Source organism: Spongiactinospora sp. 9N601 (genome assembly GCF_044326295.1).
GTDB lineage: Bacteria > Actinomycetota > Actinomycetes > Streptosporangiales > Streptosporangiaceae > Spongiactinospora > Spongiactinospora gelatinilytica.
This window is the reverse complement of sequence record NZ_JBIRBB010000009.1, coordinates 95,865-112,340: the sequence shown is the minus strand read 5'-3', so window position 1 is coordinate 112,340 and position 16,476 is coordinate 95,865. Positions and strand designations below refer to the sequence as shown.

Genomic DNA, 16,476 nt, shown 5'->3' with positions numbered 1-16,476 from the left:
CAGAGGTGATCAGCATGACCGCCATCGACGACACCCGGCCAGTCACCGACGACGAACGACTCACCGCACTGGCCCTTTCCGCGCGCGGCGGCGAGGCCGCCCATCTGGCCGCGTTCGCCCAGGCCGCCTACGAAGACGTGCGGCGCTTCCTGGCCCACCTGACCGACGACCGCTCCGCCGACGATCTCGCCCAGGAGACCTTCTTACGGGTGCTCCGCAGCCTGCCCGGGTTCGCCGGAAGGTCCTCGGCCCGTACCTGGCTGCTGGCCATCGCCCGGCGGGTGGTCGTGGACCGCTTCCGCGCGGCGGCGGCCCGCCCGGTCGTCGCCGACCTGCCCGACTGGCAGGCCGCCGCCGAGCGCTCCCGCCCGCCCGGCCTGCCCGGCCTTGAGGACCGGATCGTGCTGGCCGACCTGCTGTCCGCCGTGCCCAGGGAACGGCGGGAGGCGTTCGTGCTCACCCAGGTGGCGGGCCTTTCCTACGCGGAGGCCGCCGCGCTGCTCGGCTGCCCGATCGGTACCGTGCGGTCCCGGGTGGCCAGGGCGCGCGGCCAGCTCGTCGCCGCGCTCACCGCCCCGTACCGCTCCGAGGACGCAGGATGAGATGCGGCGCGTCCGACCCCGGGGCCGCCGTGACGTGAGCGTCCACCCCGAACACCTCGCCGACCAGCGGCGGCGTGAGGACGTCGGCGGGGGGCCCGTGCGCGACCACCCGCCCCCCGGAAAGGACGTACAGGTCGTCGCAGTAGGCGGCGGCCAGGTTGAGGTCGTGCAGCGCGGCGACGACGGTCGTGCCGGCCGCGGTGATCAGGTCGAGAAGCTCGAACTGGTGGCGGACGTCGAGATGGTTCGTGGGCTCGTCGAGCACCAGGACCGGGGCCTGCTGGGCGAGGGCGCGGGCGAACAGCACCCGCTGCTTCTCGCCGCCGGAGAGGGTGGCGAAGTGGCGGCGGGCGAGGTGCGCCACCCCGGCGCGGGTCAGCGCGTCCGCGACGATCGCGGTGTCCTCGGCGGTGTCGGGGGCGAAGGGACGCTTGTGCGGGGTGCGCCCGGCCGCGGCCATCTCCCAGGCGGTGACGTCGAAGTCGGACTTCGTCTCCTGGGGCATCGCGGCGACCAGCCGGGCGGCCCGGCGCGGGGTGAGCCGCCACAGGTCCTCGTCGCCGACGGCGATGCTGCCCCGGGCGATCGGCAGGTGCCGGTACACGGCCCGCAGCAGGGTGCTCTTGCCGCTGCCGTTCGGGCCGATGATCCCGGCCCGGCGGCCGGACGGCACGCGCAGGTCCACACCGGTGACGATCGGCGTACCGCCGATGGTGATGTGCACGTCGCTCAGGGTCAGGCTGGTCATGGTGATCACAGTCCGGTGGTGTCGCGGGCGCGGGTGTGCACGAGCCAGAGGAACAGCGGGGCCCCGATGACGCTGGTGACGACGCCGACCGGAAGTTCCTGGGGGTGCAGGGCGACGCGGGCGGCAATGTCCACGAGGACCAGGAACGCCGCCCCGGCCAGGGCCGCCACCGGGAGCAGCCGCCGGTGGTCGCTGCCGACCAGCAGCCGGGCGGCGTGCGGGACGATCAGGCCGATGAAGCCGATGCCCCCGGCGAGGGCGACCAGCACGCCGGTGAGCAGGGCGATGAGCAGGAACAACCGGCGGCGCAGCCGGGTGGCCGGGACGCCGAGGCCGGCGGCGGTCTCGTCGCCGAGCAGCAGGGCGTTGAGCGGGCGCGCCTGGGCGAGCAGGGCGGCCATCGTCACGACGAGGGCCAGCGCGGGCAGCCCGAGCGCCGCCCAGTTCGCCTCGGCCAGGCTGCCGAACAGCCAGAACAGCACCGAGTGCGTCATCCCCGGATCATCGGTCCGCAGGACGAGGAAGCTGGTGACCCCGGACAGGCCGTAGGTGACGGCCATGCCGGCCAGGATCAGCCGCAGCGGGGCGAAGGTGCCGCCGGCGCGGGCCAGGCCGTACACGACGGCGAACGCGCCGAGCGCGCCCGCGAAGGCCGCCGCTCCGGCCGTGGCCCCGCCGAGCGGGGCGATCCCGATGACGATCACCGCCACCGCCCCGACGGCCGCGCCGTAGGTGAGGCCGAGGACGTACGGGTCGGCCAGCGGGTTGCGCACCAGCGCCTGCGTGGCCGCGCCGGACACGGCGAGGCCCGCGCCGACCAGCGCGGCGAGCAGCGCCCTGGGCAGCCGCAGGTTCCAGATCACGGTGTCCTGGCTGACGCTCCACGCGGCGGGGTCGCCCTGGCCGGTCAGGTGCCAGGCGATGACGCGGGCCACGGTGTCCACGGGCACGTCCACCGTGCCGAGCAGTACCGAACCGGCCAGCCCCGCGCCCAGCAGCGCGGCGAGCACGGCGTACGCGGCCCACGGTTTGGCCCTCATCCGGCCGGGCGCAACTGTCCGGCGAGTTCGACCGCCGCGTCGGCGTTGCGTACGCCGCCCACCGAGGCCGACTCGTAGACCAGCCGGGCGAACCGCTTCTCGCGCACCGCCCGCACCCCGCGCAGCGCCGGGTTGCCCACCAGGAACCGCTCGGCCTCGGCGAACCGGGCGTCGTTCGCGGCGGGGTCGCCCTTGTCGTAGATGATCACCAGGATCACCTGCGGGTCGCGGGCGACGACCTCCTCCCAGCCGACCTTGGTGTACGCCTCGTCCCGGTCGGAGAAGACGTTGCGGCCCCCGGCGGTCTCGATGACCGCGTTGATCGCCTGCCGGTTGCCGGGCGCGCTGGGGGTGGCGGTGCCCTCGTCGTACTCGAAGGGGAACACGCCGGGCCGCTCGCCCGGCGCCTCGATCCCGGCGGCCTTGCGCCGCATCTCGGCGATGACCTTCGCGGCCCGATCGGGCACGCCGAAGATCCGGCCGAGATTGCCGAGGTCGCGCCACACCAGGTCGAAGCCGGTCTGCGGGGCGGTCGCCGCGGACTTGCACGCGGTGGACAGCGCCAGATAGGACGGGATTCCGGCGGCGGCCAGGTCGGCTTGGGAGACCGCGCCCGCGGCCTCGAAGTTGCTGGAGAACCCGCCGAGGACGAGATCGGGTTCGGCGGACAGCAGCTCCTCCCGGGGGACCGGCTGGTAGCCGCTGCCCGCGGTGTACTTACCGGACAGCGCCGGGATGGCCGCGACCTGGGCGGCGAAGCGCGGCGGCAGGCTGCCCGGGCGCGGCTGCTGCCCGATCGCGGCGACCCGGTCGCCGAGGCCGAGCCAGAGCAGGAGTTCCAGGACGCTCGGGGTCAGCACCACCACCCGCTTCGGCGGGGCCTTGACGACCGATTCGACGCCGGTGCAGTCGGTGACGGTGACCGGGACGAACCCGGGCGTTCCGGTCGCGGCCTGGGGCCGGGCCTGGGAGGCGCAGCCGGCGATCAGCAGTACCGCCGTCACCGCAGCCGCGGCGCTTGCGGGCCGTAACACGTGCATCAGGAACCTTCCACGGCTGTCGGGACAATGAGGGTCTTGGTGCCTGTGGTGACGATGGCGGCGGCCAGCGCGGCGAAGCCCGCGGCGGTGGCGAACACGACGCCCGCCGGTACGGCCCCGGCCAGCGCGCCCGCCACCACGTTGCCCAGCGCGGACCCGGCGAAGGTGGCGGTGATCCCCCAGGCGAACGCCTCCGTCGTGGTACCCGCGGGCGCGCACCGGCCGACCAGCTCGAAGTTGCAGATCACCAGCGGGGCCAGGAAGAAGCCCGCGGGCAGCGCCAGCGCCACCAGCGCGGGCACGCCCGGCGCCGCCGCGAGCGCCCCGACGCAGCAGGCGTATCCGAGCAGGATCCAGCGCATCCGCACGGCGGCGTCCGCCCGCCAGGACCGCGCGCCGTACGCCAGCCCGCCGAGCAGGCTCCCCGCGCCGAACGCGGCCAGCGCCAGCCCCCCGGCGGCCGGGTCGGCCCGCTCGCCCGCGAACTCCACGAACCCGAGCCGCAGCACGCCCAGCAGCGCGCCCGCCAGCAGCGAGACGAGCAGCAGCACCACGACGCCCGGCGCGCGCAGCGGCCCGGCCAGGCCGCCGCCGCGCCGGGACGGCGTCCACGCACGCGACGGGGGCAGCGTGCTGAACCACAGCGTGCCGCCGAGCAGCACCACCGCGCAGCCGCCGACCGCCCAGGCCGCGCCCACCGCCGCGCTGACGGCGGTGACCAGCAGCGGCCCGGCGATCAGCGCGACGTCGAGCACCATGGCGTCCACCGCCAGCGCGGTACGCCGAATCCCGTCGTCGGCGATCACCCGCGACCACAGCGCCCGCGCGGCGGCGGCGACCGGCGGCAGCGACAGCCCCACCGCGGCGGCCCACCCGGCGAGGGCCCCGGCCGTGGGCCGTACCTGGGCGGTCACCAGCAGGCCGGTGAACGCGGCGGCGTTGACCACGGACGCGGCCCGCAGCGGCCAGGTCTGGCCGTACCTGTCCACGAGCCTGCCGTGGACAGGTACCCCGGCGGCGTACGCGAGGCCGCTCGCGGCGGTCACCACGCCCGCCGCCGGGTAGGACCCGGTCCGCTCCACCGCCAGCAGCAGCACGGCGAAGACGTACGCCTGCAACGGCACCCGCGCGCACACGCCCACCAGCAGCAGCGCGGGCACCCACCGCTGCCGCCACAGCCGCCGGTACGCCCCGCTCACCCGGGCCGGTGCGCCTTGACGAGGCCGCGCGGATCGGTGAGCCCGGCCCGGTTGATCCCGGCGGGCATCCCGGTCTCGCCCAGCACCGGCATCCCCGCCCCGAACATGTAAAGGGCCCCTTCCGCGAACCCGTCCACGCCGAGCGCCGCGTCGAGTTCCTCGTCCCGGAACGCCGCGCTCTGCCAGGCGCCCAGCCCGACCGCCGTCGCGGTCAGCACGAACGTCTGCGCCAGGTGCCCGGCCGACAGCAGGGTCACCCGCAGCGCCCGCGAATGCCGGTACTTGTACATCGTCCGCTCGAACACGGCCGTCACGAAGCACACGAAGGCCGACGGCGTGCACATCTCCGACTCGTACGTCAGCCGGTGCAGCCGGGATCGGTCGAAGGCGGGATCGACGAGTTCCAGCGCGTGGGCCTCGCAGTTGTAGTGGTAGAGCCCCGGCGGCACGTCCTCGACGTCGAGCACCGCCACGTACCCCTCGAACTCGTGCCTGGCCCCGCCGCACGGGCTGGTGCGCAGGATGAGCGTGCCGAGGTCGCCGGCGTCGTAGAGCTGCATCGGGGCGAAGGTGTAGAACAGCGCCGTGGACAACCGGGCCAGAGTCACCGGCTCGCCGGTGAACACGCGGTGGGTACGCCGCCGGGTCAGCACGTCGCCGAACGGGTCGGTCAGCGGCAGGAAGATCCGGGGGAGGTGGATGCGCGGCGCGTCCGGATAGGACTTGAAGATGGCGGGCGGGTCGCCGCCGGTCCGCCGTACCCAGCGGGCGTCCGAGCGGCGTTGCTCCACGCCGTCGCCGGTGTAGATCGTGTTGCGGGTGCCGAAGTGGAAGAACCTGGCCTCCTCCCCCCAGTCCCGCCAGGCGTGCAGGAACGCCTCCTCGCGCCGCGCGCCGTCCCGGTCCACCAGCAGCCCGGCCTCGGCCAGCGCCAGGACCGCCTCCCGCACCGATCCGGCGTCGAATTCGCCGAGCCCGGCGGCCACCTTCTCGGGGGTCGACCAATCGGTGAAGTGCTCCAGCAGTTCCACCGCGCGGGCGTCCACGGCCACGGCGTTGTCGGCCTCCGCGTCGGTGGACCGGCTCTCCAGGTAGTTCTCGGCGGTCAGTTCCCCCTCGTGCCAGTAGATCGTCAACGTCCGCGCCCGGCGGAACTCCGTCTGTGTCACGCCTGCTTCCTCCGTACGACGGCCACGAGATCCGACCGGCCGCCGCCGGGAACCCGCCCGGCGGCGACCGTCCTGCTTCCGGTTACCTGTCAGCCGTGGTTGTTCAGCAGCCGGCTACGGGTCTTCTTCCGGCGGACCACGATCGTGAGCGGCTTCTTGATCATGGGCGTTCCCTCCTCTCCCGGAAGCGGCTCGGGCTGCTCCCGGTTCGGGTTACGGACACCCCAGTAGTCGGCCCCCGCCCCCCAGCGGTTCCCGGCGACCGCAAAAATCCGGTGCAACCACCGGGAGCGAGCCGGGATGCTGTGCCCATGGGCATGCTGGACGCGATGGCCGCGCGCGTGGCCGCCGGAGCCACCGTGGAGTTCAGGCCGACCGGCTCGTCGATGGTCCCGCTGATCCGGAGCCGCCAGCAGGTGCGGGTGGCCCCGGTGGACCCGGCGAAGGTCGAGGTCGGTGACATCGTGCTGGCCAGGGTGCGGGGCACCGTGTACCTGCACCTCGTGTCGGCGGTGGACGCGCCGGGCGGACGCCTCCAGATCAGCAACAACCGGGGCCGGGTGAACGGGTGGACCGGCCACGACCGCGTCTTCGGCATCTGCGTCTCGGTGGACGGCGTCCCCCGCCCCCGCGCCGCGGGCAAGACCCGGACTTCCGCGAATCCACCCGGTGACGCACGGTGATCAGGGAAGATCAGGGAGGTGGCCCTGTTCCGCGAAGGAGGGACCTTCGTGCGCATCGCTCGTTGTCTGCTCGCCGTCGTGCTGGCCGCGTCGCTGACCGGTACGCCCGCCGCCGCCGACATCTACGGCACCTGCGCCATCCCGCGCTGTGCCGATGCCCGGGAGGCGGCGGACATCTGGAAATCGAAGGGCAGTCCGGCCGGGCGGGGCTGGCACCGGTGGCCGGATGGGCGGTACAACTTCTCCGGGGGGCGGTTCGGCAATCGGGAGGGGCAGTTGCCGGCGGGCGGGCGGTACAGCGAGTACGACGTGTACTCCCGGCGGCGGGGCGCGGCGCGGGATGAGTACCGCCTGGTCATCGACCGGGGCAGTGGGCGGGTGTGGTTCTCCCCCGATCACTACGACGACGTTCACCTGCTCTGAGCGCGTCCGGAAGTGGACACGACCGTCCGGGCGCGGCGGTGAACACTGGGGATCACCGTCTCGCGCGAAGGAGCGCACGGGTCCCCCCACTTACGACGCCGAGCCGGCCCGGCCACACCACCGCCACGCTCACCATCAAGGCCGACCGGACCACGACCGCCCGCCTCAGGCCGACCCGCTCTCGTTGACCGCCGTGCGGGCCTGGGTCAGGGCGGTCACCAGGGCTTCGATATCGGCCGAGCCGGTGCGGTGGCTGGTCAGGCAGATGCGGATGGCCGGGCGACCGGCCAGGCGTACCGTGCTGACCCATGCCTCGCCGCCGGTGACCACGCGGTCCACGACGGCCGCATGCCAGGCGGCGCTGTGCTCGGGCCCGTCGCGTTCGGCCTCCGGGGCGGCGACGCAGACCAGCGGCAGCGGGGTGTCGTTGATCCGCTCCCAGCCGTCCTCGGCCAGCAGGCGGGCGAGGAGTTCGCCGAGCCGGACGTCCCGCTCCAGTTGTGCGGCGTGGGCGGGACGCCCGGCGATGGCCAGCGCGAGGAACACCTTCAGCCCGGCGAACCGGCGCGACCACTGCACGCTGGTGGCGTAGGGGTCGGGCGCGTCCGCGGTCTCGCCGGGCATGTACGACGTGCTCGCCCGGAAGCTGCGCGCCAGCGTCTCCGGGTGCCGGGTCAGGAACATGCCCGCCCCCATCGGCGCGGACAGCCACTTGTGCGCGTCCACGGTGACGCTGTCGGCGAGTTCCACGCCCGCCAGCAGCGGGCGCAGCCGGTCCGACAGGGCGACCGCGCCCGCCCAGGCGGCATCGACGTGGAAGTGCAGCCCCCGTTCCGCCGCGAACGCGGCCAGTTCGGGCAGCGGGTCGAGCGCGCCGCCCGCCGTGGTCCCCGCGGTGCCGACCAGCAGGAAGGGCAGGAGCCCCGCCGCGACGTCGGCCGCGTGCATCTCGCCCAGCCGGTCGAGGCCCAGCCGGTACCGCGCGTCCACGGGGACCAGCCGTACGGCGTCGCGGCCGAGGCCCGTCATGTGCGCGATCTTGAGCCAGGCCAGGTGGCTCTCGGCCGACGCGTACAGCACCGGAGAGCCCGGCAGCCCGCGTACCCCGGCGTGCGCGTAGTCGTCGAACGCCCTGGTCAGGGCGACCACGACGGCGGTCAGGTTCGCCTCCGCGCCACCGACCGTGAAACTGCCCTCGGCGACGTCCGGCAGGCCGAGCCTGGCCGCCATGAACCGCAGCACATGGCGCTCCATCTCGACCGCCGCCGGGGCGTGGCTGTAGGCGGCGAGCTGCGGGTTGACCCCCGCGGCCAGCAGCTCGCCCGCCACCCCCCACCAGTTGGGAGTGGGGTTGAACAGCCCGAAGTAGCGCGGGTGCGTGGTGTGCACACCCCAGCGGCGCAGCATTTCGGTCACGTCCGTGAGCGCGTCGTCCGCGGGCGCCGGGCGCTCGAAGTCGTACCCGGCCAGCCGTTCGCGAATCCGCGCGGTGTCCGGCTCGGCGGGGGCGACAGGACCGTCCGGGACGGTCCTGATGTGCCCGACGACCAGCTCCGCGACCGCCGCAAGCAGCCGCGCGCCCTCTTCCGGACCCACGTCCAGCGGTCCCTTGTCCTCCATGGGGTCACTCTGGTGGCGGCAGGCGTCCCACTACCAGCAACGCGAGGGCCGAATTCCGGTAATTTCCGGCCATTTCCGGCCCGGCGTCATGGGCCCGCCGTCATGGGCACGGCGGCCGGTTGGGCACGCCGGGAAAGTACGCGTGCCAGCGGGCCGTGCCGATCGGAGTGGTGACGACCCGGCACAGCCACGCCTCGGCGGCGTCCACCCCCGGCCGGTCCGGCCACTGCTCCGGATATCCCCAGCGCCTGGCGACGTCGTCGTCACCGCCCGTCAGGATCGTACGGCCGTCCGGGCCGAAGGCCACGGACGTCACCCGGTCCCGGGGTGCCCGATGGGGGTGGATACGTCCACTCGTACGAGATCGGCGCGCCCGCGCGGGTGGTGCATGTCAGCGGGCAGATTCCGGTGGGTCCCGATGGGAGCGTGCCCGAGGGGTTCGCGGCGCAGTGCCGGCAGGTGTGGGCCAATGTGGCCGACGTGCTGAGTCACCATGGCATGGGGCTGTCGGACCTGGTCAAGGTGACCACGTTCCTGTCCGATCGGGCCTACCGGACCGAAAACTCCGCCATCCGCCGGGAGGTGCTCGGCGAGCACACTCCCGCGCTCACGGTGATCATCACCGGTATCTACGACGAGGCGTGGCTGTTGGAGATCGAGGCCATCGCGGCGCGCGAAGCATAGCCAGGTGTAGGGGCCGCATCAAGAATCCCGGGACGGGCGTCCGGAACGCGTAGCGGGGCATTGCCCGCGCGTCCGGGGCGGGGCTGGATGGAGGCATGTACCTCCATGTCGCCAAGGTCGCCAAGGTCGCCGAGCAGCCTCCCGGCTCCGCTCCGCCCCGGCCGAGCGGCCTGCTGATCGGTCTCGGGTTCGCCGCCGCCATCGTGGCCTGTCTGGTGGCGGCGGCGCTCGTGCCGGCGGGCCGGCCCGAGGCGCGGCTGGTTCTCGTGGCCGTGCTCGTGGGCGGGTACGCGGCGTGCGCGGCCGACGTGCGCGCCGCGCTGTGCACCGGCGTCTTCGCCTGGCTGTTCGTCACCGGCTTCCTGGTCAACCACGCCGGGCACCTGGTCTTCAGCGGCGTCGCGGATCTGGTCCGGCTCGGGGTGCTGGTCGCCGCCGCGGCGGCCGGCTGGGTGTTGGGCGTACTACGCGCTCACTGACGCCGGAACGGCCTGGCCAGAGCCTTGATCTCGTCATCATGGAGCAGCCGGCCGAGGGCGCGCGCCTCGCGTACGCACGCGTCCAGCACCTCCGGCACGTCCGCCGCCGCCACCTCGATCCCGAGGTCGCGCAGGACCCCGGCCAGCACCCGGGGGCCGCTCTGCTCGGTCAGCGGGACGCGGCGGCGGTTGCCGAAAAGCTCTGGTTCGACGCAGTTGTGCAGCAGCGGATCGACCTCGTGCTCGACGGCGATCCAGTCGCCGCCGCCCCAGTTGAAGGCGTCCACGCCGGTGATCGGCTGGTGCCGCGCGGCCGGGCGGCCGGTGAGCCGTTCCGCGGTCCTGGCCAGCTCGGTCATACCCGCCAGACGCAGGCCGGTGCGCACGCCGTACAGGGCCTCGAAGGCCGCGGCGGTCGCCGCCAGGTCGGCGTTGCCGGGGCCGCCGCAGTAGCCGTTCACCGACACCTCGACGGCGCCCGCGCCCGCGCGCACGGCGGCGACCGCGCAGGCCACGCCGAGCCCGAAGGTGTTGTGCGGGTGGACCGCGACGTCCGGCCCGGCGGCGGCGGTGGCGCGCACCAGGTCGGCCAGCGCCTCCGGCCCGGCCGCGCCCGGCCCGTCGAACAGGTCGATCTCGTCGGCCCCGGCCGCGACCAGGGCGGACACGGTCTCGGCCAGCACATCCGGCGTCAGGTAGGACACCATCATCATCGCGCCGGCCACCCGCAGGCCGAGCGCGTGCGCGCGTTCGATGACCGCCGTGGACCGCTCGACCACGACCTGCCGGGTGACCTCCTCCGGCGTGCCCAGCGACGAATCGTAGATCAGCGACGCCGGGCCGAACCCCGGCACCGCGACCTGCACGGCGTCGTACCCGTACTCCCGCGCCCGCTCCGCCGCCTCGACGCTGCCCACGAACGGGCAGATCGTCACGCAGCCGGGGTTCTCGGCCCTGATGATCGCGAGGTCGCCGCGGATCTGGTCAGGGTCACGGCCGAGCCCGCCGGTGACGATCTCCGGCACCCCGGACCCGGCCAGCAGCGCCACGAACGCCGCCCGGTCCGCATCCGCCACCGGGACGTCCGACAGCGAGCCGAGCGCCCGCAGTGTGGCGTCGCGCAGCTTCACCGCCTCGGGCATCGCGGTGTCGCGGTTGCCCGGCGCGACCGACCAGCGCCCCGGCTCGTACGCCCCCGGCACCCGGGAGCGGTCGATGTCCGCGCGCAGCCGCTCCACGCTCACGCCCCGGCCAGCTCGGCGATCACCTCGGCGAACAGCTCGCCGTGCCGTACCACGTCGGCCTCCTCGGTCAGCGGCGAGAACAGCGCCGCGCCGCTCATGCCGTTCAGCAAGATCCCCCGGTTGGCCATGAACAGCCACAGCGCCACCCGCACCGACCCGCCCGGCTTGGGGTAGAGCGACCCCGCGTTGCGCGGCGGCTCCGGCGTGAACGCGTAGGAGACCCGGGCCCCGAGGCGGCCCACGTGCCAGGGCAGCCCGTGCCGCGCGATGACCTCGGCCACGTCGCGCGCGTAGCGTTCGGCGAGCCGGTTCATGTGCGCGTACGACGCGTCCGTCATGACCTCGCCGAGCACCGCCCGCATGGCCCGCACGGCGAGCGGCCCGCCCGCGAGCGTGCTGCCGAGCCCGCCGTCGCCGTGCTCGGTGTACCGCGCCGCGACCGCGGCGACCTCCTCCGACATGCCGTAGACGCCCGCCGGAATCCCACCGGCGACGAACTTGCCCATGGCGATGAGGTCCGGTTCGAGGCCCAGTTCGCGGACGCACCCGCCGGGCCCGGCCGGGATCGTCTGGGTCTCGTCGAACAGCAGCAGCGTGCCCGCCTCTCGGGTGAGCGAGCGCAGCGCCGCGTGGAACCCGGGCTCGGGCCGGATCACCGCGCCGCCGTTGGTCATCACCGGCTCGGCGAGCACCGCCGCGATGTCACCGCCGGAAAGCGCCCGCTCCAGCGCGGGCACGTCGTTGAACTCCACGACCTCGGTCGTCCGCCGCACGTCGACGCCGCCCATGTCCACCCCGGGCTCCGGGGCGACGCCGCCGTCGGCCAGCACCACGTACGTCGGCTCCAGCGCCCCATGGTAGGCCCGGTTGAACACCAGGATCTTCTTCCGCCCGGTGGCCACCCGCGCCAGCACCAGCGCGAACCGGTTGGCGTCCGTGCCCGACACCGCGAACTGCCAGTACGGCAGCCCGAACCGGCGGCTCAGCTCCTCGGTCACCCACACGTGGTCCTCCCCCTGCCACATGGTGATCGTGCCCCGGCCGAGCTGGTCGCGCAACGCCGAGATCACGGCGGGGTGGGTGTGCCCCCACAGCGCCGCCGTGGCGGCGAGCCCGAAGTCGGTGTAGACGTGCCCGTCGGTGTCGTGCAGCCGGACGCCCTCGGCGCGCTCGACCACCAGCGGCACCGGCGGCGGGAACTGACTGATCCAGTGGTGCGGCGTGCCGTGCACCTGCGAGGCGCGGGCCCGCTCGTGCAGGGCCACCGCCTTGGGCCGGGCCGCGACCCAGGCGGCGCGCTCGCGTTCCAGCAGGCGGGCCAGGCGGCCTTCGTCGATTCCGGGGGGCGTCGGCGCTGTCATCGCTGCTCCTGCGGGCGGTCGAGGGGGGCGGGGTCGAGGAAGCGGCGCAGCACGTTGCCGGTGACCTTGGCGACCGGGTTGGCGTACCCGTCGAGGCCCAGCGCGGTGCACCAGGCGATCGAGCCGGTGCTGAACACCGCTCCCCCGAAGGGGTGCTCAAGCAGCACCATGTCGGCGCGCACCCGTGGCTCCACGCTGGCGCTCTGCCGGGAGTTGGCGGTCAGCACCTCCTCGATGGCGTGCTGGAAGGAGTCGGGGAAGCCGTCGGCGGTGGCCAGCACCAGCGTGTGCGGCGGGGTGCCGAGCGCGGGGTCGGCCCGGTCGATCTCCATGCCCGCCGCGCCGTGCCCGACCAGCGCGTCCGCGTCGATCGGCCCGTCGACTCCGGCCAGGGCGAAGGCGGCGCGCTCGTCGCGGGAGCCGGGGGCGGCGTGGTACGGCCGGCCGTGCCCGCGCCCGCCCTGGGAGGTGAACCCGACGCCGACGTGCCGCTGCGGGGCCCGGCCGCGGTGCCGCCACAGGCCCCCGGCCTCGCCGGTGGTGCTCAGGTGGGTCTCCCCCGGGGGGACCTCCCACCCTCTGGTGCCGGTATGGCCGCGCCGGATCTCGATGACGTGCGGCTGGTCCGGGGCGACGCCGGTCACCCAGTAGAACCCGTTCCCGCCGAGGTACATCATCCGGCCGCCCGCCGCGAGGTACGACTCGTGCGCGTCGAGCATGGCCCTGGTGTAATACTCCGGGTGCGACCCGGTGAGCACCACGTCGTATTCGGACAAGGCGGCCACGCCCTCGGTGTGCAGGTCGTCGTCGCAGACCACGTCGTAGCCGATGCCCTCGTGCTCCAGCCAGTCGATCAGGCACAGGTCGGCGCTGAGGTTCCACAGCCCGAACGGCCCGGAGTAGTCGGGGGTGAGCGTGGTGAGCGGGCGCAGCCGCGAGGCGTAGTAGCAGCCGCTGCCGTCCCGGTGCAGGTCGTACAGGCTGCACAGCTTGTGCTCGGCGGCCCATACGTGCTGCGGCGTCACCGGGTAGTCCAGGCCCTCGGGGCCGGCCTTCTCGATGCTGCTGTGCGAGCCTGCGTACGCGAGGTAGGTGAAGGTCGGGATGAGGACGGCGACCCGCTCGGTGCTGGAGCCGCGGGCGGGCCGTACGAAGAACGGCACGCGCAGTTCGTCCTCGCCCGCGCGCAGCCGGAAGGCGTAGACGCCGCTGCGCAGCGCGGCGGGCAGGCGCAGCACGACAGAGGCGTCCCAGCCCGCGTCGGTCAGGTCGTCGTCGTGGAAGTGCAGGGCGTCGTACTCGCCGGGGGCGAGCCGGAAGTCGATCTCACCGCCGGTCCAGTTCGCGCCGGGCACGCCGCGCGAGGGGGTGTTGACGGCCTCGGCGTGCAGCGCGTGCGGGCCGTCGTCGGGCACCCGGGTGCCGTGCGGGCTCTGCCCCGGCCGCCAGCGGACCAGCTCCGGCAGCCCGAACCGGTCCGGGTCGGCCGTGGCCAGGGCCTCCGGCGTGGCCGCGCCCGCGTACAGGGCGGGGCGGTCGATCCGGCCGTTGAAGTGCGCCGCGGCCCGGTCGTCGAACTGCGACTCGGCCGACCCGCCAGCGCGCCAGGCCGCCACCAGCGGCTCCACGCCTGCGGCGGCGTACTCCACCGGCCCTTCGCGGCGGGCCGACGCGCGCCAGGACCCGACCGGCCACTCCGGCGCGGGGACCTGGGTCAAGGTGACGCCGTCCGGGCCGAACGCGGCGGCGACGAACGTCCACCGGCCCACCGGGATCGGCCGGTCGGTCACCGCGACCGGCGCGTCGCCGGGACCGGCCCAGACCGCGAGGTGGTCGTCGCCGGTCAGGCCGAGCGCCCAGCCGCGCCGCTCGCCGATGTCCCTGCGGGCCACGATCGCGCGCGGCTCGCCGTTCGCGGGCAGGGTGGGCATGATCCAGGCGGTGACGGTGAACGCGTCCGCGTCCAGCGCCGGGTGCGCGGGCGCACGCAGGTACGAACCGGACGGCAGCGGCTGGACACTGCCCTTGCGGGCGCCGATCGGCAGGTCCACGACCTCCTGGCGGACGCCCGGCCCGCGAGCGTCCTCCGCGCCGTGGACCAGGCGCAGCAGTTCGACCTGGTAGTCGGCGGTGGCGCTGACCATGAGCCGGATCTCCTCGCCCGCCGCGACGCTGAGCCGGTCGACGTAGCCCAGGAGCACGGGGCCGGCGCTCATCCGCGCCGCGCCTTGGCGAAGGACGCGGTCACCTCGGCGAGGGCCGCCGCCTGCTCCATCCGGTCGTACATGGGGTAGAGGATCAGTTCGCGCACCCCCGCGTCGGTGAGTTCGGTCAGCCGCTCGGCGCAGTGCTCCGGCGGGCCGAAAATCGCGACCCGGTCGGCCATGCCGTCCGCGTCGTACACCGGGTTGCCGCCGAACGACCGCTGGAACACCGGCACCAGCTTCTCCCGCGCCCGCTCCACGGTGTCCTCCACCGCGATGTAGACGCTCTTGGAGATCGTGAACCCGGCGGGGTCGCGGCCCTGGTCCTCAAGGGCCCGCCGGACGACGGCGAGCTGGTCCATGAAGTCGGCGGTGGCGGCGGGGGCCGCCCCGGTCCACCCGTCGGCGATCCGCACGGCCCGGCGCAGCGCCTGCTCGGCCCGCGCCCCGATCCAGATCGGCGGCCCCGGCCGCTGCACCGGCTTGGGCTGGGAGCGGATGCCGGTGAAGGAGTACACATCGCCGTCGTAGCCGGCCTCGTCCTGGCTCCACAGCGCGCGCATCACGCCGATGCCCTCCACCATGCGCCGGACGGGCCGGTCCATCGGGATGCCGAGGGCGGTCAGGGCCTCGCGGTGGTAGGCGTTGCCGACGCCGAGCCCGACGATGAGCCGGCCCCGGGAGAGCTGGTCGATGGTGGCCAGCTCGCGGGCGGCGACGGCGGGGTTGCGCCGGCCGGAGTACAGCACGCCGATGCCCAGGCGCAGGCGCTCGGTGACCGCCGCCAGGTAGGACAGCACGTGCAGGCCGTCCAGGGAGTAGTTCGCGGCGTTCACCGTGTCCTGCGTCCACAGGCCGGTGAAGCCGAGCCGTTCCGCCTGCCGGGCGAACGGCACAAGAAGGTCCGGGTCGTTCGGCGCGCCCAGGGAGAATCCGACGTCGTCGCCCGGTGTCGAGGTCATGCCCACGCCCTCCCCGGCCCGGCTAGAGGATCTCGCGACCGTAGATCGCGATGGAGGAGTCGCGCTCGGCGTACTTCTGGAAGCCCGCGACCACCTCTTTCATGGCCGGCTGCGTCAGCACCTCTTCCCAGGCGTCCCATGAGTCGGCCTCGATGTCCTCGACCACGTCCCAGGGGGACTCCTTGCCGCGGGCGCCGTCGATCAGGAAGACGCGGAAGCTCTGCACGCCCTTCTGCTTGCTGGTGATCGCCTGGTCGACGGTCTTGGACCACTCGATGTACTCCTCGGGCGACACTCCGGGCTTCAGCTTGTAGAGGACGTAGATCTTCTGCACGTCAGAACTCCGATCACTGTGGAAACCGGTCGCAGTGACGATCCGTGACAGACGGCGTCACACGGGAGCGGATTCGAGTATGTGAGCGATGTGTTGTCGATGTCAACACCCGGGACCGGTCCGCCGCTCCAGCAGCACGGCCGTCCATCGCTCGTTCAGTTTATGCCGTCCGACCTCGTCGAAGCCGAGGTCCACGTAGTACTGACGCAGGCGGGGGTTGTTCGCCACGCAGTCCAGGCGGACCATGCCCGCCCCCTTCTCCCTGGCCCGGTCCGCCACCCAGGAGAGCATCCGCGCCCCCACGCCGGCCCCCGCGAACGCGCGGTCGGTCATCAGCCCGTGTACGTACGCGGCGAACGCGTCCCGCTCCCGCCACACCCGCGGATCGGACCACAGCAGCCGGAACGCCCCGGCCAGCCGGCCGCCCGCCGCCCTGGCCACGTACCACTCGCGGGCCGCTATCTGTGCTTCTACATGCGTAGACGTCAGCAGCCCAGGCGGCCACTGCCAAATGTCCCTCCCGGCCAGCCATTCCTCGGCCGCCCTGCGCATGCCGACGATCCCGGGCACATCCCCCGCCGCCGCCCGTTCGATCTCCATCTCCATGCTGCCGAACCGTATCCCCAAATGTGTTGACACTGACAACAGAGAGGGCCATTCTCCTGAACTACCGGGTGGCAGGAG

19 protein-coding genes are annotated in these 16,476 nt (G+C 73.9%); 5 read left to right on the top strand and 14 right to left on the bottom strand.

The features are described 5' to 3' along the window. Positions 1–14 precede the first annotated feature (14 nt). Complete coding sequence (locus ACH34R_RS22760; RefSeq protein WP_397563496.1) at positions 15–602, top strand: sigma-70 family RNA polymerase sigma factor; 588 nt, start codon at positions 15–17, stop codon at positions 600–602. Here the strand turns inward: ACH34R_RS22760 and ACH34R_RS22755 are convergent. From ACH34R_RS22755 to ACH34R_RS22730, 6 genes are all read right to left on the bottom strand, one after another. Then, on the bottom strand, positions 568–1,350 hold the full coding sequence (locus ACH34R_RS22755) for an ABC transporter ATP-binding protein (protein ID WP_397563495.1): 783 nt from the start codon (positions 1,348–1,350) through the stop codon (positions 568–570). The two genes, ACH34R_RS22760 and ACH34R_RS22755, sit on opposite strands and share 35 nt — an antisense overlap. Before the next feature lie 5 nt (positions 1,351–1,355). Then, a complete protein-coding gene (locus ACH34R_RS22750) occupies positions 1,356–2,390 on the bottom strand; it encodes a FecCD family ABC transporter permease (RefSeq protein ID WP_397563494.1) in 1,035 nt (344 codons plus the stop codon). After that, positions 2,387–3,430, bottom strand: a complete 1,044-nt coding sequence (locus ACH34R_RS22745; protein ID WP_397563493.1) for an ABC transporter substrate-binding protein — start codon at positions 3,428–3,430, stop codon at positions 2,387–2,389. The genes ACH34R_RS22750 and ACH34R_RS22745 overlap by 4 nt, the downstream gene beginning before the upstream one ends. Beyond that, positions 3,430–4,629 (bottom strand): MFS transporter, encoded by a 1,200-nt coding sequence (locus tag ACH34R_RS22740; protein WP_397563492.1) that lies wholly within the window; start codon positions 4,627–4,629, stop codon positions 3,430–3,432. The genes ACH34R_RS22745 and ACH34R_RS22740 overlap by 1 nt, the downstream gene beginning before the upstream one ends. Further along, positions 4,626–5,798 carry a SagB/ThcOx family dehydrogenase gene (locus ACH34R_RS22735; RefSeq protein WP_397563491.1) on the bottom strand — a complete coding sequence of 391 codons (1,173 nt, stop codon included), beginning with the start codon at positions 5,796–5,798 and terminating at the stop codon, positions 4,626–4,628. The genes ACH34R_RS22740 and ACH34R_RS22735 overlap by 4 nt, the downstream gene beginning before the upstream one ends. Positions 5,799–5,887: 89 nt before the next feature. Further along, positions 5,888–6,079 carry a hypothetical protein gene (locus ACH34R_RS22730; RefSeq protein WP_397563490.1) on the bottom strand — a complete coding sequence of 64 codons (192 nt, stop codon included), beginning with the start codon at positions 6,077–6,079 and terminating at the stop codon, positions 5,888–5,890. 30 nt (positions 6,080–6,109) lie between these two features. Between ACH34R_RS22730 and ACH34R_RS22725 the strand changes: the two genes are divergently transcribed. Continuing rightward, positions 6,110–6,481: a hypothetical protein gene (locus tag ACH34R_RS22725; RefSeq protein ID WP_397563489.1), complete on the top strand. Its 372-nt coding sequence runs from the start codon at positions 6,110–6,112 to the stop codon at positions 6,479–6,481. A 48-nt stretch (positions 6,482–6,529) separates the two neighbouring features. Continuing rightward, positions 6,530–6,904 (top strand): ribonuclease domain-containing protein, encoded by a 375-nt coding sequence (locus ACH34R_RS22720; protein WP_397563488.1) that lies wholly within the window; start codon positions 6,530–6,532, stop codon positions 6,902–6,904. 165 nt (positions 6,905–7,069) lie between these two features. Here the strand turns inward: ACH34R_RS22720 and ACH34R_RS22715 are convergent, their stop codons facing one another. Beyond that, positions 7,070–8,524: a pyridoxal phosphate-dependent decarboxylase family protein gene (locus ACH34R_RS22715; protein ID WP_397563487.1), complete on the bottom strand. Its 1,455-nt coding sequence runs from the start codon at positions 8,522–8,524 to the stop codon at positions 7,070–7,072. Between the two features lie 100 nt (positions 8,525–8,624). Further along, the gene (locus ACH34R_RS22710) at positions 8,625–8,840 is read right to left on the bottom strand and encodes a hypothetical protein (RefSeq protein WP_397563486.1); all 216 of its coding nucleotides are present in this window, start codon (positions 8,838–8,840) and stop codon (positions 8,625–8,627) included. Between the two features lie 11 nt (positions 8,841–8,851). Between ACH34R_RS22710 and ACH34R_RS22705 the strand changes: the two genes are divergently transcribed. Further along, positions 8,852–9,208, top strand: a complete 357-nt coding sequence (locus ACH34R_RS22705; RefSeq protein WP_397563485.1) for a RidA family protein — start codon at positions 8,852–8,854, stop codon at positions 9,206–9,208. Between the two features lie 95 nt (positions 9,209–9,303). Continuing rightward, entirely contained in the window at positions 9,304–9,687 is a 384-nt protein-coding gene (locus ACH34R_RS22700; RefSeq protein ID WP_397563484.1) for a hypothetical protein, read from the top strand. Here ACH34R_RS22700 and ACH34R_RS22695 read toward each other — a convergent pair. From ACH34R_RS22695 to ACH34R_RS22670, 6 genes are all read right to left on the bottom strand, one after another. Further along, positions 9,681–10,931: a hypothetical protein gene (locus tag ACH34R_RS22695; protein WP_397563483.1), complete on the bottom strand. Its 1,251-nt coding sequence runs from the start codon at positions 10,929–10,931 to the stop codon at positions 9,681–9,683. The genes ACH34R_RS22700 and ACH34R_RS22695 overlap by 7 nt on opposite strands. Then, the gene (locus ACH34R_RS22690) at positions 10,928–12,292 is read right to left on the bottom strand and encodes a transaminase (RefSeq protein ID WP_397563482.1); all 1,365 of its coding nucleotides are present in this window, start codon (positions 12,290–12,292) and stop codon (positions 10,928–10,930) included. Before ACH34R_RS22690 ends, ACH34R_RS22695 begins: the two co-directional genes overlap by 4 nt. Then, complete coding sequence (locus tag ACH34R_RS22685; RefSeq protein WP_397563481.1) at positions 12,289–14,508, bottom strand: N,N-dimethylformamidase beta subunit family domain-containing protein; 2,220 nt, start codon at positions 14,506–14,508, stop codon at positions 12,289–12,291. The genes ACH34R_RS22690 and ACH34R_RS22685 overlap by 4 nt, the downstream gene beginning before the upstream one ends. Next, complete coding sequence (locus tag ACH34R_RS22680; RefSeq protein ID WP_397563480.1) at positions 14,505–15,458, bottom strand: LLM class flavin-dependent oxidoreductase; 954 nt, start codon at positions 15,456–15,458, stop codon at positions 14,505–14,507. Before ACH34R_RS22680 ends, ACH34R_RS22685 begins: the two co-directional genes overlap by 4 nt. A gap of 22 nt (positions 15,459–15,480) precedes the next feature. Beyond that, positions 15,481–15,792 (bottom strand): hypothetical protein, encoded by a 312-nt coding sequence (locus tag ACH34R_RS22675; protein WP_397563479.1) that lies wholly within the window; start codon positions 15,790–15,792, stop codon positions 15,481–15,483. 102 nt (positions 15,793–15,894) lie between these two features. Further along, complete coding sequence (locus ACH34R_RS22670; RefSeq protein WP_397563478.1) at positions 15,895–16,398, bottom strand: GNAT family N-acetyltransferase; 504 nt, start codon at positions 16,396–16,398, stop codon at positions 15,895–15,897. Between the last annotated feature and the right edge of the window lie 78 nt (positions 16,399–16,476).

What these genes read in the sequence shown, in the direction of transcription:
- ACH34R_RS22755 (WP_397563495.1), bottom strand. Translation starts at nt 1,350, where the DNA reads ATGACCAGCCTGACCCTGAGCGACGTGCACATCACCATCGGCGGTACG.
- ACH34R_RS22750 (WP_397563494.1), bottom strand. Translation starts at nt 2,390, where the DNA reads ATGAGGGCCAAACCGTGGGCCGCGTACGCCGTGCTCGCCGCGCTGCTG.
- ACH34R_RS22690 (WP_397563482.1), bottom strand. Translation starts at nt 12,292, where the DNA reads ATGACAGCGCCGACGCCCCCCGGAATCGACGAAGGCCGCCTGGCCCGC.
- ACH34R_RS22745 (WP_397563493.1), bottom strand. Translation starts at nt 3,430, where the DNA reads ATGCACGTGTTACGGCCCGCAAGCGCCGCGGCTGCGGTGACGGCGGTA.
- ACH34R_RS22680 (WP_397563480.1), bottom strand. Translation starts at nt 15,458, where the DNA reads ATGACCTCGACACCGGGCGACGACGTCGGATTCTCCCTGGGCGCGCCG.
- ACH34R_RS22760 (WP_397563496.1), top strand. Translation starts at nt 15, where the DNA reads ATGACCGCCATCGACGACACCCGGCCAGTCACCGACGACGAACGACTC.
- ACH34R_RS22700 (WP_397563484.1), top strand. Translation starts at nt 9,304, where the DNA reads ATGTACCTCCATGTCGCCAAGGTCGCCAAGGTCGCCGAGCAGCCTCCC.
- ACH34R_RS22685 (WP_397563481.1), bottom strand. Translation starts at nt 14,508, where the DNA reads ATGAGCGCCGGCCCCGTGCTCCTGGGCTACGTCGACCGGCTCAGCGTC.
- ACH34R_RS22725 (WP_397563489.1), top strand. Translation starts at nt 6,110, where the DNA reads ATGGGCATGCTGGACGCGATGGCCGCGCGCGTGGCCGCCGGAGCCACC.
- ACH34R_RS22670 (WP_397563478.1), bottom strand. Translation starts at nt 16,398, where the DNA reads ATGGAGATGGAGATCGAACGGGCGGCGGCGGGGGATGTGCCCGGGATC.
- ACH34R_RS22715 (WP_397563487.1), bottom strand. Translation starts at nt 8,524, where the DNA reads ATGGAGGACAAGGGACCGCTGGACGTGGGTCCGGAAGAGGGCGCGCGG.